Source organism: Stenotrophomonas sp. YJH_SMC_81, from assembly GCF_059370875.1.
Genome location: NZ_JCAFUB010000001.1, coordinates 400,694 through 418,727, shown reverse-complemented (window position 1 = coordinate 418,727; position 18,034 = coordinate 400,694). Strand labels below are relative to the sequence as shown.

Here is an 18,034-nt window from a genome sequence, read left to right as displayed (position 1 = left end):
AGCCCCCATGGACGGGTTTACGGTGTGTCCTGACCAGCCACACCGTCCCGCCCAACTCACAGAAAACCAGAGCCGCTTTTGATCTTGATTTGGCTTCGGCAGGTGCAGGGCGCAGCCCTGCCGAAATCCTACTTCACCCGGCGGCCCGAGCGGTCGATGCGGAACCACTCTCCGCCTTCCATCGGCGTGTGGCCATCGGCATCCGGCGTGCCGCGCCGGCAGCCGTTGCAGACCTCGGCCACGCCATCCTGGAATGGCCAGGCGAAATCGAAGGTGCCGGGCACCACCTGGCGGAACTTCAGGTCGAAGTAGCCGACGCGGCTGCCGACGCGGCCGCGCAGCAGGCCTTCCTGCGGCGTTTCCGGGCCGTTGTCCCAGGTCAGCACCGGCAGGCTGCGGCCCGTGCGGTCGACGTAGTGGAAGCCCTGGTCGGCATACACCACGGCCAGGCCGTGGTCGTCGTAGTTCAGGTCCTTCAGCGTATCGGCGCTGATCTTCAGCCGGTGATCGACCACCTCGCAGTTGGGGAGCGGCCACAACCCGTGTTCGTCGGTCAGCAGCTTGCATGCCGGTGCCTGTGCCTGTGCATTGGCACTGACCAGCACGCCAAGCATTGCCAGCGACCGCGCAAGGCGGCCGCTGGCAGGGGCAGGGCGGGCCTGCCGCGCGATCACTTGGCCTCGGCCTTGCGTTCGAAGGCCGTCGGTGCCGGCAACTGCACCGGCACGCCCTTGTCATCGCAGGTGCCGGCCTGGCACAGGCGCTCGCGCAGGGCCGGGGTGGCCTGCACGATCATGTGGTAGATCGCGTTCTGTTCCAGCGTGCCGCGGATCGCCTTGCTGCCCGGGCCACGTGCCCAGATGCCGACGTCCTCACCACCATGCGATTCGGACTTCATCGGCACCAGCGCTTCCTGCATGTAGTCCGGATGCTCGGTGTCGACCTCGCGCAGGTTCGGGCGACCGTTGGCCGGTTCGAAGCTGCTTGGGTTGTGCGGGTAACGCTTCGGCCCGGCCGGCTGCTGGTTGCTGCTGCCGGTGTGGCCTGGGCCGTTGGCGTAGCTCAGCGTGGTGTACGGCTGGCCGGTGCCGTCCAGGGCGTAGTCCAGCTTGCCGGCGCCGTCTTCGCCGCCCTTGTCCTTCACCTTGCCCAGGATCGGGTTGCCGCGTGCCGGGTAGCCGACGAAGTTCAGCGTGTGCGAGTGGTCGGCGGTGACGATGATCAGGGTGTCGTCGGCCGAGGTCAGCTCGTTGGCCACGCGCACCGCATCGGACAGCGCCACGGTCTCGGTCAGTGCACGGTAGGCATTGCCGCTGTGGTTGGCGTGGTCGATGCGCGCGCCTTCGATCATCAGTACGTAGCCTTCCGGGTGCCTTGAAAGGTTCTTGATCGCCGCTGCGGTCAGTTCGGCCAGGCTCGGCTCACCGCCCGGATCCTGCGGGCGCTCGTACTCGTAGCGCATGTGGTCCGGCTCGAACAGGCCAAGGATGGCCGGCGCATTTGCGGCTGCGGCCAGCTGCTTGCTGTTCCAGACATAGGCACCCTGCGGATGCGCCTGCTGCCATTCCTGGACCAGGCTGCGGCCGTCCAGGCGCTGGCCGACCTTGTCGTCGTATTCCGGGTCGCGCTCTTCCACGGTGGTGAACTCACCACGGCCGCCACCAAGGGCGACAAGCGGACCGCGCCCATAGCGCGAGGTCGACAGCAGCTGCTGGGCGATGTCCTTGCAGCCGGCCGCCTTGGCCGCTTCAGTCAGGTCGGTGTCGTTTTCCCAGTTGCGCTCGGGCGAGTGCGCGTAGGTGGCAGCGGGGGTGGCATGGGTCAGGCGGGCGGTGGAGACCACGCCGGTGGCCAGGCCGGCGCTGTCGGCCAGCTGCAGCCAGGTCAGCAGGCCCTTGGACAGGCTGTCGGCACAGTCGGTGCGGCTTCCGGCACTGACGCCGATCGCGCCCATGTGGGTCTTCACGCCGGTGGTGATGGCGGTCATGGTGCCGGCCGAATCAGGCGTCTGCGAATCGGTGTTGTAGGTCTTGCTGAACGCCGTGGCCGGGAAGCGTTCCCAGGACAGCAGGTTCTCCTCGCCGGAGCCGCCCTTGCGCTGGCCCTCGTAGATGCGCGAGGCGGCCACGGTGGTCAAGCTCATGCCGTCACCGAGGAACAGGATGACGTTCTTCGCCTTGCCGGACATCGCACCATTGGCCGCAGCCTGGGCGGCACCGCTGCGGTACCACCACTGCGGGGTCTCGCCGGCCGGATGGGCGACCGGGTCGACGGCGATCTTCAGGCCGGCCGGGGTGGAGGCAGGGGAGGTGCTGGCGCAGGCGCCCAGCAGAAGGGTGGTGGCGCAGGCGGCCAACAGGGAGACGGAACGGCGCATGGACGCTGGGATCTCACAAACTGTAACGGGACATTCATTATGCCCGCCCCAGCAAGGCACGCCGATGACACACTGATTTGCCGGCCGGGCGGTCGTTCTGCGGGCTGCCTTGGGCTATCGTGCCAGCATCCCTTCCTTCCCCTCTGGATTGCCTATGACGCTGGTCTCTGCCTGGCTGCGGATTCCGTTCTGGCAGCGCGTGGTCGGTGGCTTCGTGCTCGGCGCGCTGGCCGGCTGGGCGCTCGGCCCGGCCGCGGAAACGTGGTTCGGCCCGCTCGGTGAGCTGTACGTCACCCTGATCAAGATGATCGCCGTGCCGCTGGTGTTCTTCGCAGTCATCAACGCGATCTCGTCGCTGCACGGGCAGAAGTCCGTGGCCGCGCTCAGTGGGCGCACCTTCCTGTGGTTCGTGATCACCGCCGCGCTGGCAGTGTGTGTCGGCCTGGCCGTGGGTACGGTGCTGCAGCCCGGCGCGGGTGGCCTGCAGTTGTCCATGGCCAGCAACTACGTGCCGCGCGAAGTGCCCAGCGTGGTGCAGGTGCTGCTGGACGTGGTGCCGGCCAATGTCTTCTATGCGCTGTCCGGCATCGGCACGAAGGTCAACGCGGCCGGTGAGACCGTGCTGGCCGCGGGTCGCGGCTCGATCCTGCCGGTGATCTTCTTCGCCGGCCTGGTGGGCTTTGCCATCGTCAAGCTGGGCGAGAAGGTGACCGAGGCGCGCAAGCTGGTCGGCCAGATGAGCGACATCATGATCCAGGTGACCCGCTTCGTGCTGGAAGTCACCCCGATCGGCACCTTCGGCCTGATCGCGGGCCTGGTCGGCAGCTATGGGTTCGAGAAGCTGCTGCCGCTGGGCCATTTCGTGCTGGCGTTGTACGTGGCCTGTGCGCTGCACATCGTGGTGGTCTACAGCGCGCTGCTGCTGGCGCACGGCCTGAACCCGCTGAAGTTCTTCCGTGGCGCCGCACCGGGCATGCAGGTTGCGTTCGTCAGCTCGTCCAGCTTCGCTGCGATGCCGGTGGCGCTGCGTTCGATCACCCACAACCTGGGCGTGAACAAGGACTACGGTTCGTTCGCGGTGCCGCTGGGCGCCAGCATCAAGATGGACGGCTGCGGCGCGATCTATCCGGCGCTGTGCGCGGTGTTCATTTCGCAGTACAGCGGCGTGCCGCTGACCCCGGAGCAGTACGTGGTGGTGCTGATCGCCTCGGTGCTGGGCAGCTTCGGCACCGCCGGCGTGCCGGGTACTGCGGTGATCATGGCCACGGTGGTGCTGAGCGCGGCGAACCTGCCGCTGGAGACCATCGGTTACCTGTATGCCATCGACCGCATCCTGGACATGATGCGCACGATGACGAATGTGACCGGCCAGATGCTGGTGCCGGTGCTCGTGGCCAAGGAAACCGGGCTGCTCGACCAGGCGGTGTATGACAATCCGTCCAGCAATGTGGGCGTGGACGATCCTGACCCGACTCCGCCACGCAGCTGAGGTTGCGTGGAGATGAAAGGCCCGCCTGACCGGCGGGCCTTTTGCTTGGGGATGGCCGACGCGGTGCCGGCCAAGGGGCATTCCTCGTAGATCCACGCCATGCGTGGGGGGAGAGACACAGTGCCGACCAACGGTCGGCACCTACCAGGGCGGTCGGCGGTGGCACAACGAGCAGGTCCCAGTAGATCCACGCTATGCGTGGATGGGGGGCAATGGATTCCTGCCAACAAAAAAGCCGCTGCAGGGCAGCGGCTTCTCGCGTCAGGCGGCGCCGTAGCGCCAGCGGGTCAGAGGTCGACCCGGCGGGCCTGCATGAACTTGTTGCCCCAGTAACCACTGAGTAGGGTGTCCACGCGCACGTCCTTGCCCGAGCTGGGGGCGTGCAGGAAGCGACCGTCGCCGACATAGATGCCGACATGGTCGACGCGGCCCTTGCGGCCGAAGAACACCAGGTCACCGGCAGCCAGCGCGGTGCGGTCGTTGATCAGTTCGGCGTTGTCATCGTGGGCCATCTCGCGCGAGACGCGCGGCAGCTCGATGCCCAGGGCCGAACGGAACACATAACCGACCAGGCCGCTGCAGTCGAAACCGCTGTCCGGGTTGCTGCCACCCCAACGGTACGGGGTGCCCAGCAGGGTCATCGCGCGGCGCAGCAGCGACTGCACCTTGCCGTTGTCGGCGGCGGTACCGACAACGCTGCCATTGGCGGCGCTGCTGGTGTCGTAGTTGGCGAGCAGGCGGCTGAGGTCGCCGGCCACCACGGCCGAGCGGTCCATCAGCGGAATGGTGTCGTTGGCGGCCAGGTGCGGCAGCAGGGCGGCCAGCGTGGCGCTGGCGGCGGCATCGACGCGGCTGCGCTGCGGAGCGGCAGCCTCGGCCTTGGCGGCCGGTCGGGCGGCGCTCTCGGCCACCGGGGCCGGGGGCACATCGGAACGGTTCGGAGCAGTCTGCGACCAGGCCGGAAGGCTGGTCAGGCACAGTGCCAGGCCAAGCAACAACGGGCGGGCACTGCGTGAAGATACGGAAGTATGGCCTTCGCTTTTCAGGTCGTCAGTCGTCACGCGTCGGTCACAGGAAAAAAACGATGGGGCATCATGCCCTGTAAAACCGCCGATAAGTTAAAAATTCCGTTAGTAAAACGTTATTTCAGTAGTGATTTACGTCACAGTTTTGAACATATCGCCTGTTCATTTTAGCGAAGGACGCGTTTCGCCCCTGTGTAGTGGTCTTTCCAGTAGGGGCCGCTGAGCGAGTCGAGGCGTACCGTCCCGCCGGTACTCGGCGCGTGCACGAAACGCCCCTCACCTACATAGATGCCGACATGGGTGACGCTGCCTCGGCTGCCAAAGAACACCAGATCGCCGGTGGCCAGGCGCTGCGGATCGATCTTCGGGCCCTGTACGGCGGCCAGGTCGCGCGAGGTGCGCGGCAGTCGCAGGTCCAGCATTTCGCGATAGACATAGGCGACCAGGCCGCTGCAGTCGAAGCCCGAATCCGGGGTGTTGCCGCCATAGCGGTAGGGCGTGCCGACCAGGCTGATGGCCCGCATCAGCACCGAGTTGGCGGCCTCGGGGTTGTCCGGCACGGTCTTCGGCCAGTTCGCCGTCGGCGGGGGCGGCGCCGGGCGGGTGGCCTTGCCGCCGCCACAGGCGGTCATCAACACGGGCAGGGCCAGCAGCAGGGCCGGGGCGAGAAACCGGCGCGGGCCGGACGAAACTGGCGTGATGTGCATGATCTCCGGATAATGCGCCACCTTGGATTGGCCGTCATGATGGCGGCGTCCCCGCCGGGCGACAACCCGCCCCAACCCGCCTGCCTCCGGCAGATCCAGACAGAGTTGCGCATGAAGATCGAAAAAGACCGCGTTGTCCGCTTCCACTACACCGTTTCCGAAGTCGGCCAGGAGCCGATCGAGTCGTCCAAGGACCGCGGCGAGCCGCTGGCGATCCTGATCGGCCACGGCAACATCATCCCGGGCCTGGAAAACGCCATGATGGACAAGGAAGCCGGCGCGACCTTCAACGTCGACGTCAAGGCGGCCGATGCCTACGGCGAGCGTCGTGAAGGCCTGTCCCAGCGCGTGCCGAAGAAGCACTTCGGCAACACCAAGCTGGCCCCGGGCCAGCAGGTCGTGCTGCAGACCAACTTCGGCCCGCGTGCGGTGACCGTGCAGAAGGTCGGCATGAGCGTCGTCGACGTCGACCTGAACCACCCGATGGCCGGTAAGGACCTGCACTTCGACGTCGAGATCGTCGACGTGCGCGAAGCCGGCAAGGAAGAGATCGACCACGGCCACGTCCACGGCGACGGTGGTCACCAGCACTGATCGCAGCGCGATCGTGATGGATGCAGCGGCCCGCTTCGGCGGGCCGTTGCGTTTCTGGAACACGGCGCGGCCATCCATGGCGGACGGGCCGGCGGCATAATGGCGGACCTGCCTGACGGACGCCCCGTGAACGCCGCTTCTCCTTCCCTGCAGCCGGTCGCTTCCGGCGAACGCATCGCCGTGCTGGACGTGCTGCGCGGTGCCGCGCTGCTGGGCATCCTGCTGATGAACATCGAGGCCTTCAGCGGACCGCTGGACCTGGCCTTCACCGGCATCGACGTGCATTGGCAGGGCATCGACTACTGGGCCGATGCCTTTGTGTACGTGTTCGTGCAGGGCAAGTTCTTCACCCTGTTCTCGCTGCTGTTCGGCGCCGGCTTCGCGGTGATGGCGCAGCGCGCTGAGGCCGCCGGGCGCGACTTCACCCCGTTCTACCTGCGCCGCAGCGCTGGCTTGCTGCTGATCGGCCTGTGCCACGCGCTGCTGGTCTGGTCCGGCGACATCCTGGTGATGTACGCGTTGGTCTCGTTGCCGTTGCTGGCCTGCCGCGAGGCGCCGCGCAGCTGGCTGCCGTGGATGGGCGTGACCGTCTATCTGGGCGGCGTTGCGCTGATGCTGCTGGTGGGCGCGATGGTGTCGATGGCTTCGACCGAAGAGGTGCGGGGCATGCTTGCCGAGGCGCAGCAGAGCATCGACCTGCAGCGGCAGGTGTACGGGCAGGGCAGCTGGGCGCAGGCCACTGTGCAGCGCCTGAGCGAGTTCGGCACCTCGATGGGCGCGCTGCTGATCACCGGCCCGGAAGTGCTGGGCATGTTCCTGATCGGCAGCTGGTTCGCCGCCAGCGGCGCGTTGGCGACGCCGGAGCGCTTTCCGCGGCTGTACGCGGTGCTGCGTTGGGGGGCACTGCCGCTGGGCCTCGTGGTCACGCTGCTGGGTATTGCCTGGAAGCCCTACCTGGCGCCGGGTGCCTACGGCCTGCCGGTGACAGCGGCGATGGCGCTGGTGACGATCGGTGGCCTGCCGATGTGCCTGGGTTACCTCGCGTGGATCGTGCATTGGCGTGCGCGGTTGGCCTGGCTGGCACCGGTCGGGCGCATGGCGCTGACCCACTATCTTGGTCAGTCGCTGCTGTGTACCTGGACCTTCTACCACTATGGCCTGGGCAGGTTCGAGATGATGCCGCGCAGCGTGCAGCTGTTGTTCGCGCTGCTGCTGTTTGCCGCGCAGGTGGTCTTCTCGCACCTGTGGCTGCGCCATTTCCGCTTCGGCCCGATCGAGTGGGTATGGCGTGCGATGACCTATCGGCAGTGGCCACCGATGCGGCGCAGGACGGAGCAGGGGTGAGCGATGGGCGCGCATGCGCTGAGCTGATCGGCCGCGCGCCCGCGCATCCTCACGTCTGGCTTGCAGCGGGGCATGGCATGCTCGGCATCAGCATGAGCGCCGGCACCGGCCAGCTGATCGCCGATCTCGTCTGCGGCCGCACGCCAGCGATCGATCCTGCCCCTTACCGACCCGAGCGATTCCGATGAGCACTGCACCTTATGATTACGACCTGATCGTCCTTGGCGGCGGTTCCGCCGGCCTGGCCGGTGCCATCCGTGCAGCGCAGCATGGCAAGCGCGTGGCGATGCTGGAACCGGGCGAACTGGGCGGTACCTGTGTCAATGTTGGCTGCGTGCCGAAGAAGGCGATGTGGCTGGCGGCCGATCTGCACGAGCGCATCGGCCTGGCCAATGCGATGGGCTTCGATGTCGAGGCACGCCCGGCGCTGTCGTGGAAGGAGCTGGTGATCCATCGCCAGGCCTACATCACCAACATCCACACCAGCTACCACAAGCGCCTGGATGAAACCGGCGTGGTGCGCATCCCTGCGCGCGGCCGTCTGCTCGATGCGCATACCGTGGCCTGCAGTGACGGCGTGCATTACAGCGCCGAGCACATCCTGATCGCCACCGGCGCGCATCCGCTGCGCCCGGATATTCCCGGCGCTGAACTGGGCCTGGTTTCCGATGACTTCTTCGATCTGCGTGCGGCACCGGCCGAGGTGGCGATCATTGGTGGCGGCTACATCGCGGTGGAACTGGCCGGGTTGCTGCAGGCGCTGGGCAGCAAGGTGAGCCTGCTGGTGCGGGGCAAGCGGTTGCTGGAGCGCTTCGACTACGAGCTGACCGACCAGCTGGCCGAGAACCTGAAGCAGCAGGGCGTGCGGATCCACTTCGACTATCGCCTGCGCGAACTGCAGCGCGATGGCGAGCGCGTGCGTGCGTTCGGCCATGACGGCCCGATCGACAGCGTGTTCGATGCGGTGTTCTTTGCCACCGGCCGCCGCGGCAACAGCCGTGATCTGGGCCTGGAAGCGCTCGGCATCGGCATTGGCGAGCACCAGCAGGTGCAGGTGGACGAATGGCAGACCACCTCTGTGCCGAGCGTGCACGCGGTCGGCGACATCGCTGGCAAGGTCGGCCTGACCCCGGTGGCGGTGGCCGCTTCACGGCGGCTGATGGACCGCCTGTTCGGTGGACGTCCGCAATCGAAGATGGATTACGAGAACGTGGCCAGCGTGGTGTTCTCGCATCCGCCGCTGGGTGCAGTGGGCATGAGCGAAGAGGAAGCGCGCGCGCGTTTTGACCAGGTGAGCGTTTACCACAGCCGTTTCCGCCCGATGCTGCAGGCGCTGGCCAACGGCACCCAGCGCAGCCTGTTCAAGATGGTCTGCGCGGGCCCGGAGGAGCGCGTGGTGGGTATCCACCTGCTGGGCGAAGCGGCCGACGAGATCCTGCAGGGCTTCGCGGTGGCGGTGAAGATGGGCGCAACCAAGGCCCAGTTCGACGACACCGTGGCGATCCACCCGACCTCGGCCGAGGAAGTGGTGCTGATGCGCTGAGCCCGCAGTTGTAGAGCCGAGCCCACGCTCGGCTGCTTTTCGCCCAGGCTTGGCGAAGCCGAGCGCAGGCTCGGCTCTACAGGGCACCGGGGGCGCCCGTGCGACAATGGGCGCCCCCACGCCTTACCGGGCCGCTCTGCGCGGCCCGCCGTCGTCCTGATGTCCACGCCCGCTTCCCGCATCGCTACGGCTTCCCCCCGCATCGCGCTGGGGGGTATCGGCCTGGCTGCGATCGGCGCGATAGCTGCTTCCGGCAAGGCCATCATCGTCAAGCTCGGCCTGCGTCATGGCGTCGATGCCACCACGCTGCTCGCCCTGCGCATGCTGATGGCGCTGCCGCTGTTCGTGCTGATGGCACTGTGGGCTGCGCGCCGGGCAGAGCCGCTGTCCTGGGCCGACCACGCCCGCGTGCTGTGGCTGGGCTTCACCGGCTACTACCTGTCCAGCCTGCTCGATTTCCAGGGCCTGCAGTACATCAGCGTGACGCTGGAACGGCTGATCCTGTACTTGAACCCGACCCTCGTGCTGCTGATCAACGTGCTGCTGGCGCGCCAGCGGCCGGGACGCTGGCAGATCGGCGCGCTGGTGCTGAGTTACCTCGGCGTGCTGCTGGCCTTCGGGCACGACCTGCAGCGCGAGGGCGGCCAGATCATCGTCGGCAGCCTGCTGGTGCTGGGCAGTGCGCTCAGCTACGCGCTGTACCTGTTCGGCAGCGGGCAGGTGGTCGCGCGCATCGGTGCAGTGCGGCTGACCGCCTATGCCAGCTGCGTGGCCAGCGTGCTGGTGCTGCTGCATTTCGCGGTGACCCATCCGCTGCCACTGCTGTGGCAGGCACCGGCGCCGGTACAGTGGCTGTCGCTGGTCAATGCCACTGTCTGCACGGTGCTGCCGGTGCTGGCGATCATGTTGGCGGTGCAGCGCGTGGGTTCGTCGCTGGCCGCACAGGTCGGTATGCTGGGCCCTGTTTCCACCATCGTGATGAGCCTATGGCTGCTCGACGAACCGATGGGGCCGGCACAGATCGCCGGCACCGTGCTGGTGCTGATCGGCGTTCTGCTGGTGACCCGCCTGCGGCGCTGACGCCGGAGCAGGCGCGTGCGCGCATCCTGGCGGTGATCCGCGCGATCCCGGCGGGGCAGGTGATGGGCTACGGCCAGGTGGCGATGCGCGCGGGCCTGCCCGGGCGTGCACGCCTGACCGCGCGCATCCTGGGCCAGAACGACGACCCGGACCTGCCCTGGCACCGCGTGCTGCGCTCGGATGGGCGCATCGCCATGGAAGAAGGGTCGGCGGGCTGGCGCGAGCAGTCGCAGCGGCTGCGTGCCGAGGGCGTGGTGGTTGAGAACGGCCGGGTGCAGATGCCCACGACCGATCCGGCGGTAGCGCTGGATGCTGCCGTATGGGGGCCGGGCTGAGCGCCGCTGGCGACTGAACAGGCCGGACCTGCGGGTCGCCAACAAGGCGCGGTGCTGCGGCTATGATGGAGGTCGTTCCATGCCGGTGCTCCCATGTTCCCGCGACTGCCAACCGTCACCAAGGCCCTGCTGATCGCCAACGCGATCCTGTTCCTGCTGCAGCAGCCGTTCCTGCTCGGCATGCAGACCTTTGAGCCGTTCATGCTGCAACCGCTGCAGCAGGGCTTCGATGCGTTCTCGCCGGGCGGCAACTTCCAGCCTTGGCAGCTGCTGACCTATGGCTTCCTGCATGGCAGCTTCGGCCACCTGTTCTTCAACATGCTGGCGGTCTTCATGTTCGGTGCGCCACTGGAGCAGACCTGGGGCGAGAAGCGCTTCCTGCTGTATTACCTGGTCTGCGTGGCCGGTGCCGGTGTCTGCCAGCTGCTGGTGGGTACGCTGCTGGAGAACCCGGCCACGGTGCTGGGTGCCTCTGGCGGCGTGTTCGGCCTGCTGCTGGCCTACGGCATGCTGTTCCCGAACCAGCGGGTGATGCTGCTGTTCCCACCAATCCCGATGAAGGCGCGCACCTTCGTGATCCTGTTCGGCGTGGGCGAACTGGTGCTGGGCATGACCGGCTGGCAGCCGGGCGTGGCCCACTTCGCGCACCTCGGCGGCATGCTGTTCGGCTGGTTGCTGATCCGCTACTGGCGCGGGCAGCCGCCGTTCAACAAGCGCCGACCGCCCGGCCCACCGAAGCGCCCGAACCATCTGCGCAGCGTCAAATGATCCGAAGGATCATTTGACGCTGTAGGTGCCGACCGTTGGTCGGCACGCCTTCTCCCACGCGGGTAGGTGCCGACCCCGGTCGGCACGCCCTCACAGATCCTGCAACACCACCTGCGCCGCATTGTGACCTGGCGCGCCGGTCACGCCACCGCCGGGATGCGTACCCGACCCGCACAGGTAAAGGCCGGGCAGGGCACCACGATAGCCAGCCTGGCCAACCATCGGCCGTGCCGAGAACAACTGGTTGGCACTGAGCGCTCCGTGGAAGATGTCGCCGCCGATCAGGCCGAAGGTGCGCTCCAGATCCAGCGGTGACAGCACCTGGCGGCCCAGTACGCTGCCAGCGAAACCCGGCGCATACCCTTCAACGGTGGCGATCATCAGATCGGCCACCGTTTCACGATGATCATCCCAGTGACGCCCGCCGGGCAGCACGGGCGCCACGTGCTGGCAGAACAGGCTGGCGACGTGCTTCCCCGGCGGCGCCAGCGAATCGTCCAGCGTGCTGGGAATGAGCATTTCCACGATTGGTTCGCGTGACCAGCCATTGCGACGCGCATCCAGCCAGGCACGGTCCATGTAATCCAGGCTTGGGGCCATGATGATGCCGGCGCTGAGGTGATCGCCGGGACCGGGCAGAGCGCGGAAGTCCGGCAGCTGCGACAGCGCGACATTCATCCGGAACGTGCCGGAACCGCAGCGCCAGTTCGCCATGCGTTCGCGCGTTGCGTCCGGTACCTGCTCCGGTGCCAGCATCTGCTCGTACAGCAGCTTTGGATTGACGTTGGCGATCATCGCGCGTGCGCGCAGGATTTCGCCGTTGGCCAGCGCCACGCCCACGACACGACCCTGCTCGATCAGCAGGCGTTGCACACCGGCATCCACGCGCAGCTCAGCCCCGGCCTCCCGCGCGGCAGTGGCGATGGCCTGGCTGATCGCGCCCATGCCACCGATCGCATGGCCCCACGCACCTTTCATGCCATTGCACTGGCCGAACACGTGGTGCAGCAGTACGTAGGCACTGCCCGGTGTATAGGGGCTTGCGTAGTTGCCGACGATGCCATCGAAGCCGAACAGCGCCTTGATCGGCTCGCTTTCGAACCAGCGGTCCAGGTACTCGGCCGCCGACAGCGTGAAAAGGTCCAGCAGCTCCTGCCGCAGCGAGGCATCCAGCGTGGCCAGTTCACGACCGAGACGGCCCATCTGCCACAGGGCGGGCAGGGCACGCCAACCGCCTGCTGCACCCAGGTCCGGCGGCGCGCGCAGGGCCCAGGCGCGCAGCACATCAGCGAAGATCCCCAGGCGCGCTTCGTATTCGGGTAGCCGCTGTGCATCCCGCTCGGAGAACTTCGCGACCCCGGCCTGGGTGCGGCCCGGTGCGGACAGCAGGTAGCGGCCGTCCGGCAATGGCAGGAAGTTGTTGGCCGGGCGATTGATGATGCGCAGCCCATGCGCATGCAGCTGCAGGTCGTCGATTACCTTTGGTTGCAGCAGCGACACCGTGTATGACGCCACCGAGTTGCGGAACCCGGGGTGGAATTCCTCGGTGACCGCCGCGCCGCCGAGAACGCCACGACGTTCCAGCACCAGCACCTTCTTGCCAGCGCGTGCGAGATAGGCCGCGCAGACCAGGCCGTTGTGGCCGCCACCGATGATGATCGCATCCCAGGACATCAGCACCTCGGAAAAAGGGGACGGAGGGGATTAAGTCGCAATCCGCATCTGCGCACAGGGGGGAAGAAACGACTTAATCCCCTCCGTCCCCTTTTTTGATTGCCGCTTCGATGGTGGCGATGTCGATCTTCTTCATCGGCATCATCGCATTGAAGGCGCGCTTGGCCAGTGCCTTGTCCTGGCTGGTCACCGCTTCGATCAACATGCGTGGGCTGATCTGCCAGGAAACGCCCCATCGGTCCTTGCACCAACCGCACTGGCTCTCCTGTCCGCCGTTGCTGACGATGGCGTTCCACAAGCGGTCAGTCTCGGCCTGGTCCTCGGTCTGGATCTGGAAGGAGAAGGCTTCGCTGTGCTTGAACTCGGTGCCGCCGTTGAGGCCGACGCAGGGGATGCCGCAGACCGTGAATTCGACCGTCAGTACGTTGCCTTCCTTGCCGTCCGGGTAGTCGCCCGGGGCGTGGTGGACAGCGGTCACCGCGCTGTCGGGAAAGGTGTTGGCATAGAAGGTGGCGGCCTCGAGCGCGCCGTTGTCGTACCAGATACAGATCGTGTTCTTGTGTGCCATGTCCGGCTCCACGTTGGACGAAGCCGCAGCGATAGCACGCGCAGTGTTAACCCGGGATCGTGCTGCACCCGCAAAAAAAGAGCGCCCGAAGGCGCCCTTTGTACTACCAGTGCGGCCGCGGGCTCAGCGCCAGACCTTGATCTGGTCGGCTTCGCTGCGCTGCATCGGCTGCCCGGCCTTGCAACTGAAGGTGGCACCGAACGCCGGCAGGTTGGCCAGCGTGCCGTTGCTGCGCCACAGGCCCGGTGCGCGGATGTCGGCGGTCAGGCGGCGCGCGGCCTCGTTCGGCGACAGCTGCTGTGCCCACAGTGCCGACCAGGCGCGGAAGAAGCCCTGCTGCTGTGCCTGCTTGGCCTTCGGTTCCTGCGCGGTATACGCCGCCCAGGCCAGTTCCAGGCCGGCGATGTCGGCCAGGTTCTCTTCCTGGGTCAGCGTGCCGTTGACCTTGGCACCCTTTACGCCCGGGAAGTCGTAGGCGCTGTACTGCGCGGCCACGCGATTGCCGAGCAGGGTCCAGGCGGTCTTGTCGGCCGGGGTCCACCAGCTGCGCAGTTCGCCCTTGGCATCGACCAGCGCGCCCTTCGCATCGATCGCACGGGTCAGCTCGTGGCCGACCAGTCCACCGAAGCTGCCGAACTTGTCGGCGGCGTCGGCCTTGGCGTTGAACACCGGGCCCTGCAGGATCGCGGCGGTGACGATCAGGCGGTTCTGCGCCAGGTCGTAGGCCAGCGACGGCTGCTGCGGCAGCACGTCCCAGCGGCGGTCGGCATTGCCCTTGCCGATGCGCTTCATTTCCTCGCGGTGGCGCCAGGTCGATGCAATCAGCATGTTGCCACCAAACGAGCCGCGCCCCATCGGCTGCACGCTGTAGTCCAGGTCGCGCAGTGGCGTGCCGATCTCGATTTTCAGCGCAGCCAGCTTGGCCTGCGCTTCGGTCTTGGCTTCGGCACTCATCCAGCTGCTGTTCTTTACCGCCTCGATCTGTACTTCGCGCACCTTGTCGACGATCCATGCGGCCTGGCGACGATCTTCGGCCGACAGGTAGCGGGCGGCGTACTCGCGGCCGACCATCGGGCCGGCGGCCACATTGATTGCATCCAGCACGGATTCCCAGCGCTGCGGCGGCAGGGTCTGGCCACGCAGCACACGGCCACGGAATTCGAACTCGGCGTCGCGGTAGGCCTTGGACAGGTACGGCGCCATCGAGTCGCCCACGCGCCAGCGCAGGTAAGCTTTCCACTGCTCCGGCTTGAGCTTGGTGACCATGCCATCGAGCTGCTTGAACAGGCCTGGGTCGGCCAGCGAGACCAGGTCATCGTCCACGCCCTGTGCCTTCAGGAACGCGTCCAGCTGCAGGTTGCGGTAGCGGCTGTTGAGCTCCTTGGTGGAGATCGGCGCGTAGTTGTTGAACGGGTTGTTGATGCCGGCCAGCGACTGCGCGTTGCGCGCCAGCTCGGTCTCCAGCGCGATCACCGCCTGCGATTCGGCATCCAGCTTGGCCGCCGGGGTGCCGGTCAGCGCCAGGATCTGCTTGACGTAGTTGCGGTAGCGGCCCATCAGCGCCACGGTATCGGCGTCGGTGCGGGTATAGAACGCCGGATCCGGCAGGCCCATGCCGCCCTGCATGAAGTAACCGATGTGGCGGTCCAGTGCCTTCAGGTCGACGTCAGGGCCGAAGTTGAAGGCGACCGGGATGCCCACCTGGTGCAGCGCGGCGATCGAGGCCGGCACATCCTTGGCCTTCTTGATGGCGTTGATGCGGGTCAGCAGCGGGGCGATTGGATTGGAACCGTCCGCTTCCACGGCGGCTTCGTCAAGGCCGCTGGCCCAGAAGTCACCCAGCAGCTTCTGCACGTTGCCCTGCGGCGACTTCATCGCGGCATCGAGCAGGTCGCGCTGCTGCTGGCGGCTGCGGTCGACCAACTGGCCCAGCGCGGTCGTGGCGCCGGTCTGCGGAACCGGGTTGGCCTTCAGCCAGCCTGCATTGGTGGTGTTATAGAAGTCGCTGCACTGGGCGCTGACGGCCGGGGCGCGTGCGGCCTTCTTCTTGGCGGCGGCAAACGCATCGTGGGTCGGGACCAGAGTCGCCAGGCTGATGCCCAGGGCGATGGCAAGCGGACGGAAGTTGGGCATGTGGAACGAATCCGTGATGGATTGAGGGCGCGCGCACTATAGCAAGCCGGGCATGGGCGCGGCATGCACGCATCACGGTGGCTCCGCCGAGCCGTGCGCCGACCAAGGTCGGCATCTTCCAACGGCGTGGGCCATGCGTGGATGACGGGCGCTGTGAAAAACAAAGGCCCGGGAATTCCCGGGCCCTTGCAGGTACGCCGCAACGTCAGCCGTTGCTTACCAGATCACCACCTGCTGCTCGCCGGTGCGGGCCATCGGCGAACCGGCCTTGCACTGGAACGCGGCGGCGAAGGTCGGCAGGTTCGACGGCGCACCCATGGCACGGAACTGCGCCGGGGCGTGCGGGTCGGTGGCCAGGCGGACCTTGGCGTTTTCCGGGGTGTACTTGGTGCGCCACACGGTGGCCCAGTTGAAGAAGAAGCGCTGGTCTCGGGTGAAGCCATCGACCTTCGCATCTTCCTTGCCGGCGGAGGCCTTCTGCAGGGCGTCGTAGGCGGTGGCCAGGCCACCCAGGTCGGCGATGTTCTCGCCCAGGGTCAGGTGGCCGTTCACCGCCTGGCCGTCCACCTTGTACTGGTCGAACTGCTTGACCAGCTTGCCGGTCAGGCCTTCGAAGTTCTTCTTGTCGGCCGGGGTCCACCAGTCTTCCATGTTGCCGGTCGGCCCGAAGCGCGCACCCTGGTCGTCGTAGCCGTGGGTCATCTCATGACCGATCACCGCACCGATGCCGCCGTAGTTCAGCGCGTCGTCGGCCTTCGGATCGAAGAACGGCGGCTGCAGGATGGCGGCCGGGAACACGATCTCGTTCTGCAGCGGGTTGTAGTAGGCGTTGACGGTCTGCGGGGTCATGCCCCACTCGGTCTTGTCCACCGGCTTGCCGATCTTGGACAGGTTGAACTTGTAGTTGAACTCGTTGGCCGCGCGCACGTTGCCGAGGAAGCTGTCGCGCTGGGTCTGCAGGCCCGACCAGTCGCGCCACTTGTCCGGGTAACCGATCTTCGGGGTGAAGGTCTCCCACTTGGCGATGGCCTTGGCCTTGGTTTCCTCGCTCATCCAGCTCAGGCCCTGGATGCGGTCCTTCAGCGCGGCGGCCAGGTTCTTCACCAGTTCTTCCATCTTCGCCTTGGCTTCCGGCGAGAAGGCAACCTTCACGTACAGCTGGCCGAAGGCTTCACCGGCATCATTCTCGATGGTGCCCAGCACGCGCTTCCAGCGCGGCTTCTGTTCCTTCTGGCCGTTGAGGGTCTTGCCGTAGAACTCGTAGTTCTCCTGCACGAAGGCGTCAGCCAGGTACGGCGAGGCACTGTCCACGGTGTGGAAGCGCAGGTAGGCGCGCCACACCGACGGGTCGGTATCGCCCAGCGCCTTGCTCACTTCCTCATGGAAAGCCGGCATGGCCAGCGAGAACTTCTCCGGTGCGGCCACGCCCTGCGACTTGAAGAACTCGGTCCAGCTGAAGTTCGGGGTCAGCTTGTCGGCGTCGGCCAGGGTGACCGGGTTGTAGTACAGCTCGACGTTGCGCGACAGCTCGACGCGCGACTTGGAAGCCTTGGCCAGGCGGGTTTCGAACTTGACCACGTCCTCGGCCTGCTTGGCCGCGTCGGCCGCGGCGACGCCGGACAGCTCCAGCACCTTGGCAACGTGCGCCTGGTAGGCCTTCAGCTTGTCGGCGTTCTTGGCATCGGTGTAATAGGTGGTATCCGGCAGGCCCAGGCCGCCCTGGCTGGCGTAGGCCATGTTCATGGCCGAGTTCTTGAAGTCCGCTTCGGCACCGAAGCCGAACAGGACGTTGTCACCCTTGGCGGCGCTGGTGCGCAGGTAATTGGCGATCGCTGCCTTGTCCTGCAGGCCGTCGATCGCCGCCAGGTCCGCCTTCAGCGGCTCGATGCCCTGCGCGTTGATCTTCGCTTCGTCCATGCCGGTCGCCCACAGGTCGCCGACGATCTTCTCGATGTGGTTCGGGTTCTTGACCTGCGCGACCTGTTCGGCCAGCTGGTGCTGCACGGCCACCGAACGCTCGTCGAGGATGGTGAACGCGCCCCAGCTGGTGCGGTCGCCCGGGATTTCGTTGGCGGCCAGCCACTTGCTGTTGACGTAGTCGCCAAAGGCGGTGCAGGCGTCCTTGGTGGTGTCCAGGTCGCTCGGCTGGAAGGCGTTGTAGGCCGGCAGCTTGCTCTCGTCCAGCTTATAGGTGGTGGCTTCGGCGGTGGCCGGGGCGGAGGCGGCGGCGTCCTTGGCCGGGGTTTCAGTCTTGCCGCAGCCGACCAGCGCGGCCGAAACGGCCAGGGTCAGCAGCACGATCTTGGGAGTACGGGTCACTTGAATGGCCTCCGGGCCGAGTGAGTCAGGGAGTGGCCGCAGGTGCGACCGTGGGCCGAACGATACGCCGCCGGCCAG

15 protein-coding genes and 1 pseudogene are annotated in these 18,034 nt (G+C 66.8%); 8 read left to right on the top strand and 8 right to left on the bottom strand.

Annotated elements, in window-relative coordinates; all coding sequences use genetic code 11:
- Window positions 1-128: 128 nt before the first annotated feature.
- The gene (locus AC5P8U_RS01955; RefSeq protein WP_188240763.1) at window positions 129-674 is read right to left on the bottom strand and encodes a WG repeat-containing protein; all 546 of its coding nucleotides are present in this window, start codon (window positions 672-674) and stop codon (window positions 129-131) included.
- Window positions 671-2,377 carry an alkaline phosphatase gene (locus AC5P8U_RS01950; RefSeq protein WP_235647962.1) on the bottom strand — a complete coding sequence of 569 codons (1,707 nt, stop codon included), beginning with the start codon at window positions 2,375-2,377 and terminating at the stop codon, window positions 671-673. Before AC5P8U_RS01950 ends, AC5P8U_RS01955 begins: the two co-directional genes overlap by 4 nt.
- A gap of 154 nt (window positions 2,378-2,531) precedes the next feature.
- On the opposite strand from AC5P8U_RS01950, the gene AC5P8U_RS01945 reads away from it, so the two are divergent.
- A complete protein-coding gene (locus AC5P8U_RS01945; protein ID WP_072168520.1) occupies window positions 2,532-3,866 on the top strand; it encodes a dicarboxylate/amino acid:cation symporter in 1,335 nt (444 codons plus the stop codon).
- A 287-nt stretch (window positions 3,867-4,153) separates the two neighbouring features.
- On the opposite strand, the gene AC5P8U_RS01940 is transcribed toward AC5P8U_RS01945, so the two are convergent.
- Both AC5P8U_RS01940 and AC5P8U_RS01935 read right to left on the bottom strand, forming a co-directional pair.
- The gene (locus AC5P8U_RS01940; RefSeq protein WP_495213850.1) at window positions 4,154-4,927 is read right to left on the bottom strand and encodes a C40 family peptidase; all 774 of its coding nucleotides are present in this window, start codon (window positions 4,925-4,927) and stop codon (window positions 4,154-4,156) included.
- 131 nt (window positions 4,928-5,058) lie between these two features.
- Window positions 5,059-5,598, bottom strand: a complete 540-nt coding sequence (locus AC5P8U_RS01935; RefSeq protein ID WP_005418044.1) for a C40 family peptidase — start codon at window positions 5,596-5,598, stop codon at window positions 5,059-5,061.
- 111 nt (window positions 5,599-5,709) lie between these two features.
- On the opposite strand from AC5P8U_RS01935, the gene AC5P8U_RS01930 reads away from it, so the two are divergent.
- The 7 genes and pseudogenes from AC5P8U_RS01930 (at window position 5,710) to AC5P8U_RS01900 (ending at window position 11,262) form a co-directional block, all read left to right on the top strand.
- Window positions 5,710-6,192, top strand: coding sequence for an FKBP-type peptidyl-prolyl cis-trans isomerase (locus tag AC5P8U_RS01930; protein ID WP_005418041.1), 483 nt, complete (start codon window positions 5,710-5,712; stop codon window positions 6,190-6,192).
- 99 nt (window positions 6,193-6,291) lie between these two features.
- Window positions 6,292-7,536, top strand: a complete 1,245-nt coding sequence (locus AC5P8U_RS01925) for a DUF418 domain-containing protein (protein WP_353762564.1) — start codon at window positions 6,292-6,294, stop codon at window positions 7,534-7,536.
- A 35-nt stretch (window positions 7,537-7,571) separates the two neighbouring features.
- Window positions 7,572-7,724: pseudogene (locus AC5P8U_RS01920) on the top strand (amino acid dehydrogenase); the annotation flags it as partial.
- Entirely contained in the window at window positions 7,721-9,079 is a 1,359-nt protein-coding gene (gorA, locus tag AC5P8U_RS01915; protein WP_072168518.1) for a glutathione-disulfide reductase, read from the top strand. The pseudogene AC5P8U_RS01920 and the gene gorA, both read left to right, overlap by 4 nt.
- A 159-nt stretch (window positions 9,080-9,238) precedes the next feature.
- Window positions 9,239-10,159, top strand: a complete 921-nt coding sequence (locus AC5P8U_RS01910; RefSeq protein WP_447897356.1) for a DMT family transporter — start codon at window positions 9,239-9,241, stop codon at window positions 10,157-10,159.
- The gene (locus AC5P8U_RS01905; RefSeq protein WP_404830527.1) at window positions 10,066-10,494 is read left to right on the top strand and encodes an MGMT family protein; all 429 of its coding nucleotides are present in this window, start codon (window positions 10,066-10,068) and stop codon (window positions 10,492-10,494) included. Before AC5P8U_RS01910 ends, AC5P8U_RS01905 begins: the two co-directional genes overlap by 94 nt.
- Window positions 10,495-10,587: 93 nt before the next feature.
- On the top strand, window positions 10,588-11,262 hold the full coding sequence (locus tag AC5P8U_RS01900) for a rhomboid family intramembrane serine protease (protein WP_005410509.1): 675 nt from the start codon (window positions 10,588-10,590) through the stop codon (window positions 11,260-11,262).
- Window positions 11,263-11,352: 90 nt separating this feature from the next.
- On the opposite strand, the gene AC5P8U_RS01895 is transcribed toward AC5P8U_RS01900, so the two are convergent.
- The 4 genes from AC5P8U_RS01895 to AC5P8U_RS01880 all read right to left on the bottom strand — a co-directional run bounded on the left by AC5P8U_RS01895 (window position 11,353) and on the right by AC5P8U_RS01880 (window position 17,956).
- Window positions 11,353-12,936 (bottom strand): phytoene desaturase family protein, encoded by a 1,584-nt coding sequence (locus tag AC5P8U_RS01895; RefSeq protein WP_447897355.1) that lies wholly within the window; start codon window positions 12,934-12,936, stop codon window positions 11,353-11,355.
- Between the two features lie 73 nt (window positions 12,937-13,009).
- Window positions 13,010-13,504 carry a VOC family protein gene (locus AC5P8U_RS01890; RefSeq protein ID WP_447897354.1) on the bottom strand — a complete coding sequence of 165 codons (495 nt, stop codon included), beginning with the start codon at window positions 13,502-13,504 and terminating at the stop codon, window positions 13,010-13,012.
- Between the two features lie 123 nt (window positions 13,505-13,627).
- Complete coding sequence (locus AC5P8U_RS01885) at window positions 13,628-15,637, bottom strand: M13 family metallopeptidase (RefSeq protein ID WP_188240769.1); 2,010 nt, start codon at window positions 15,635-15,637, stop codon at window positions 13,628-13,630.
- A 216-nt stretch (window positions 15,638-15,853) separates the two neighbouring features.
- Window positions 15,854-17,956, bottom strand: a complete 2,103-nt coding sequence (locus AC5P8U_RS01880) for a M13 family metallopeptidase (protein WP_072168541.1) — start codon at window positions 17,954-17,956, stop codon at window positions 15,854-15,856.
- Window positions 17,957-18,034 lie beyond the last annotated feature (78 nt).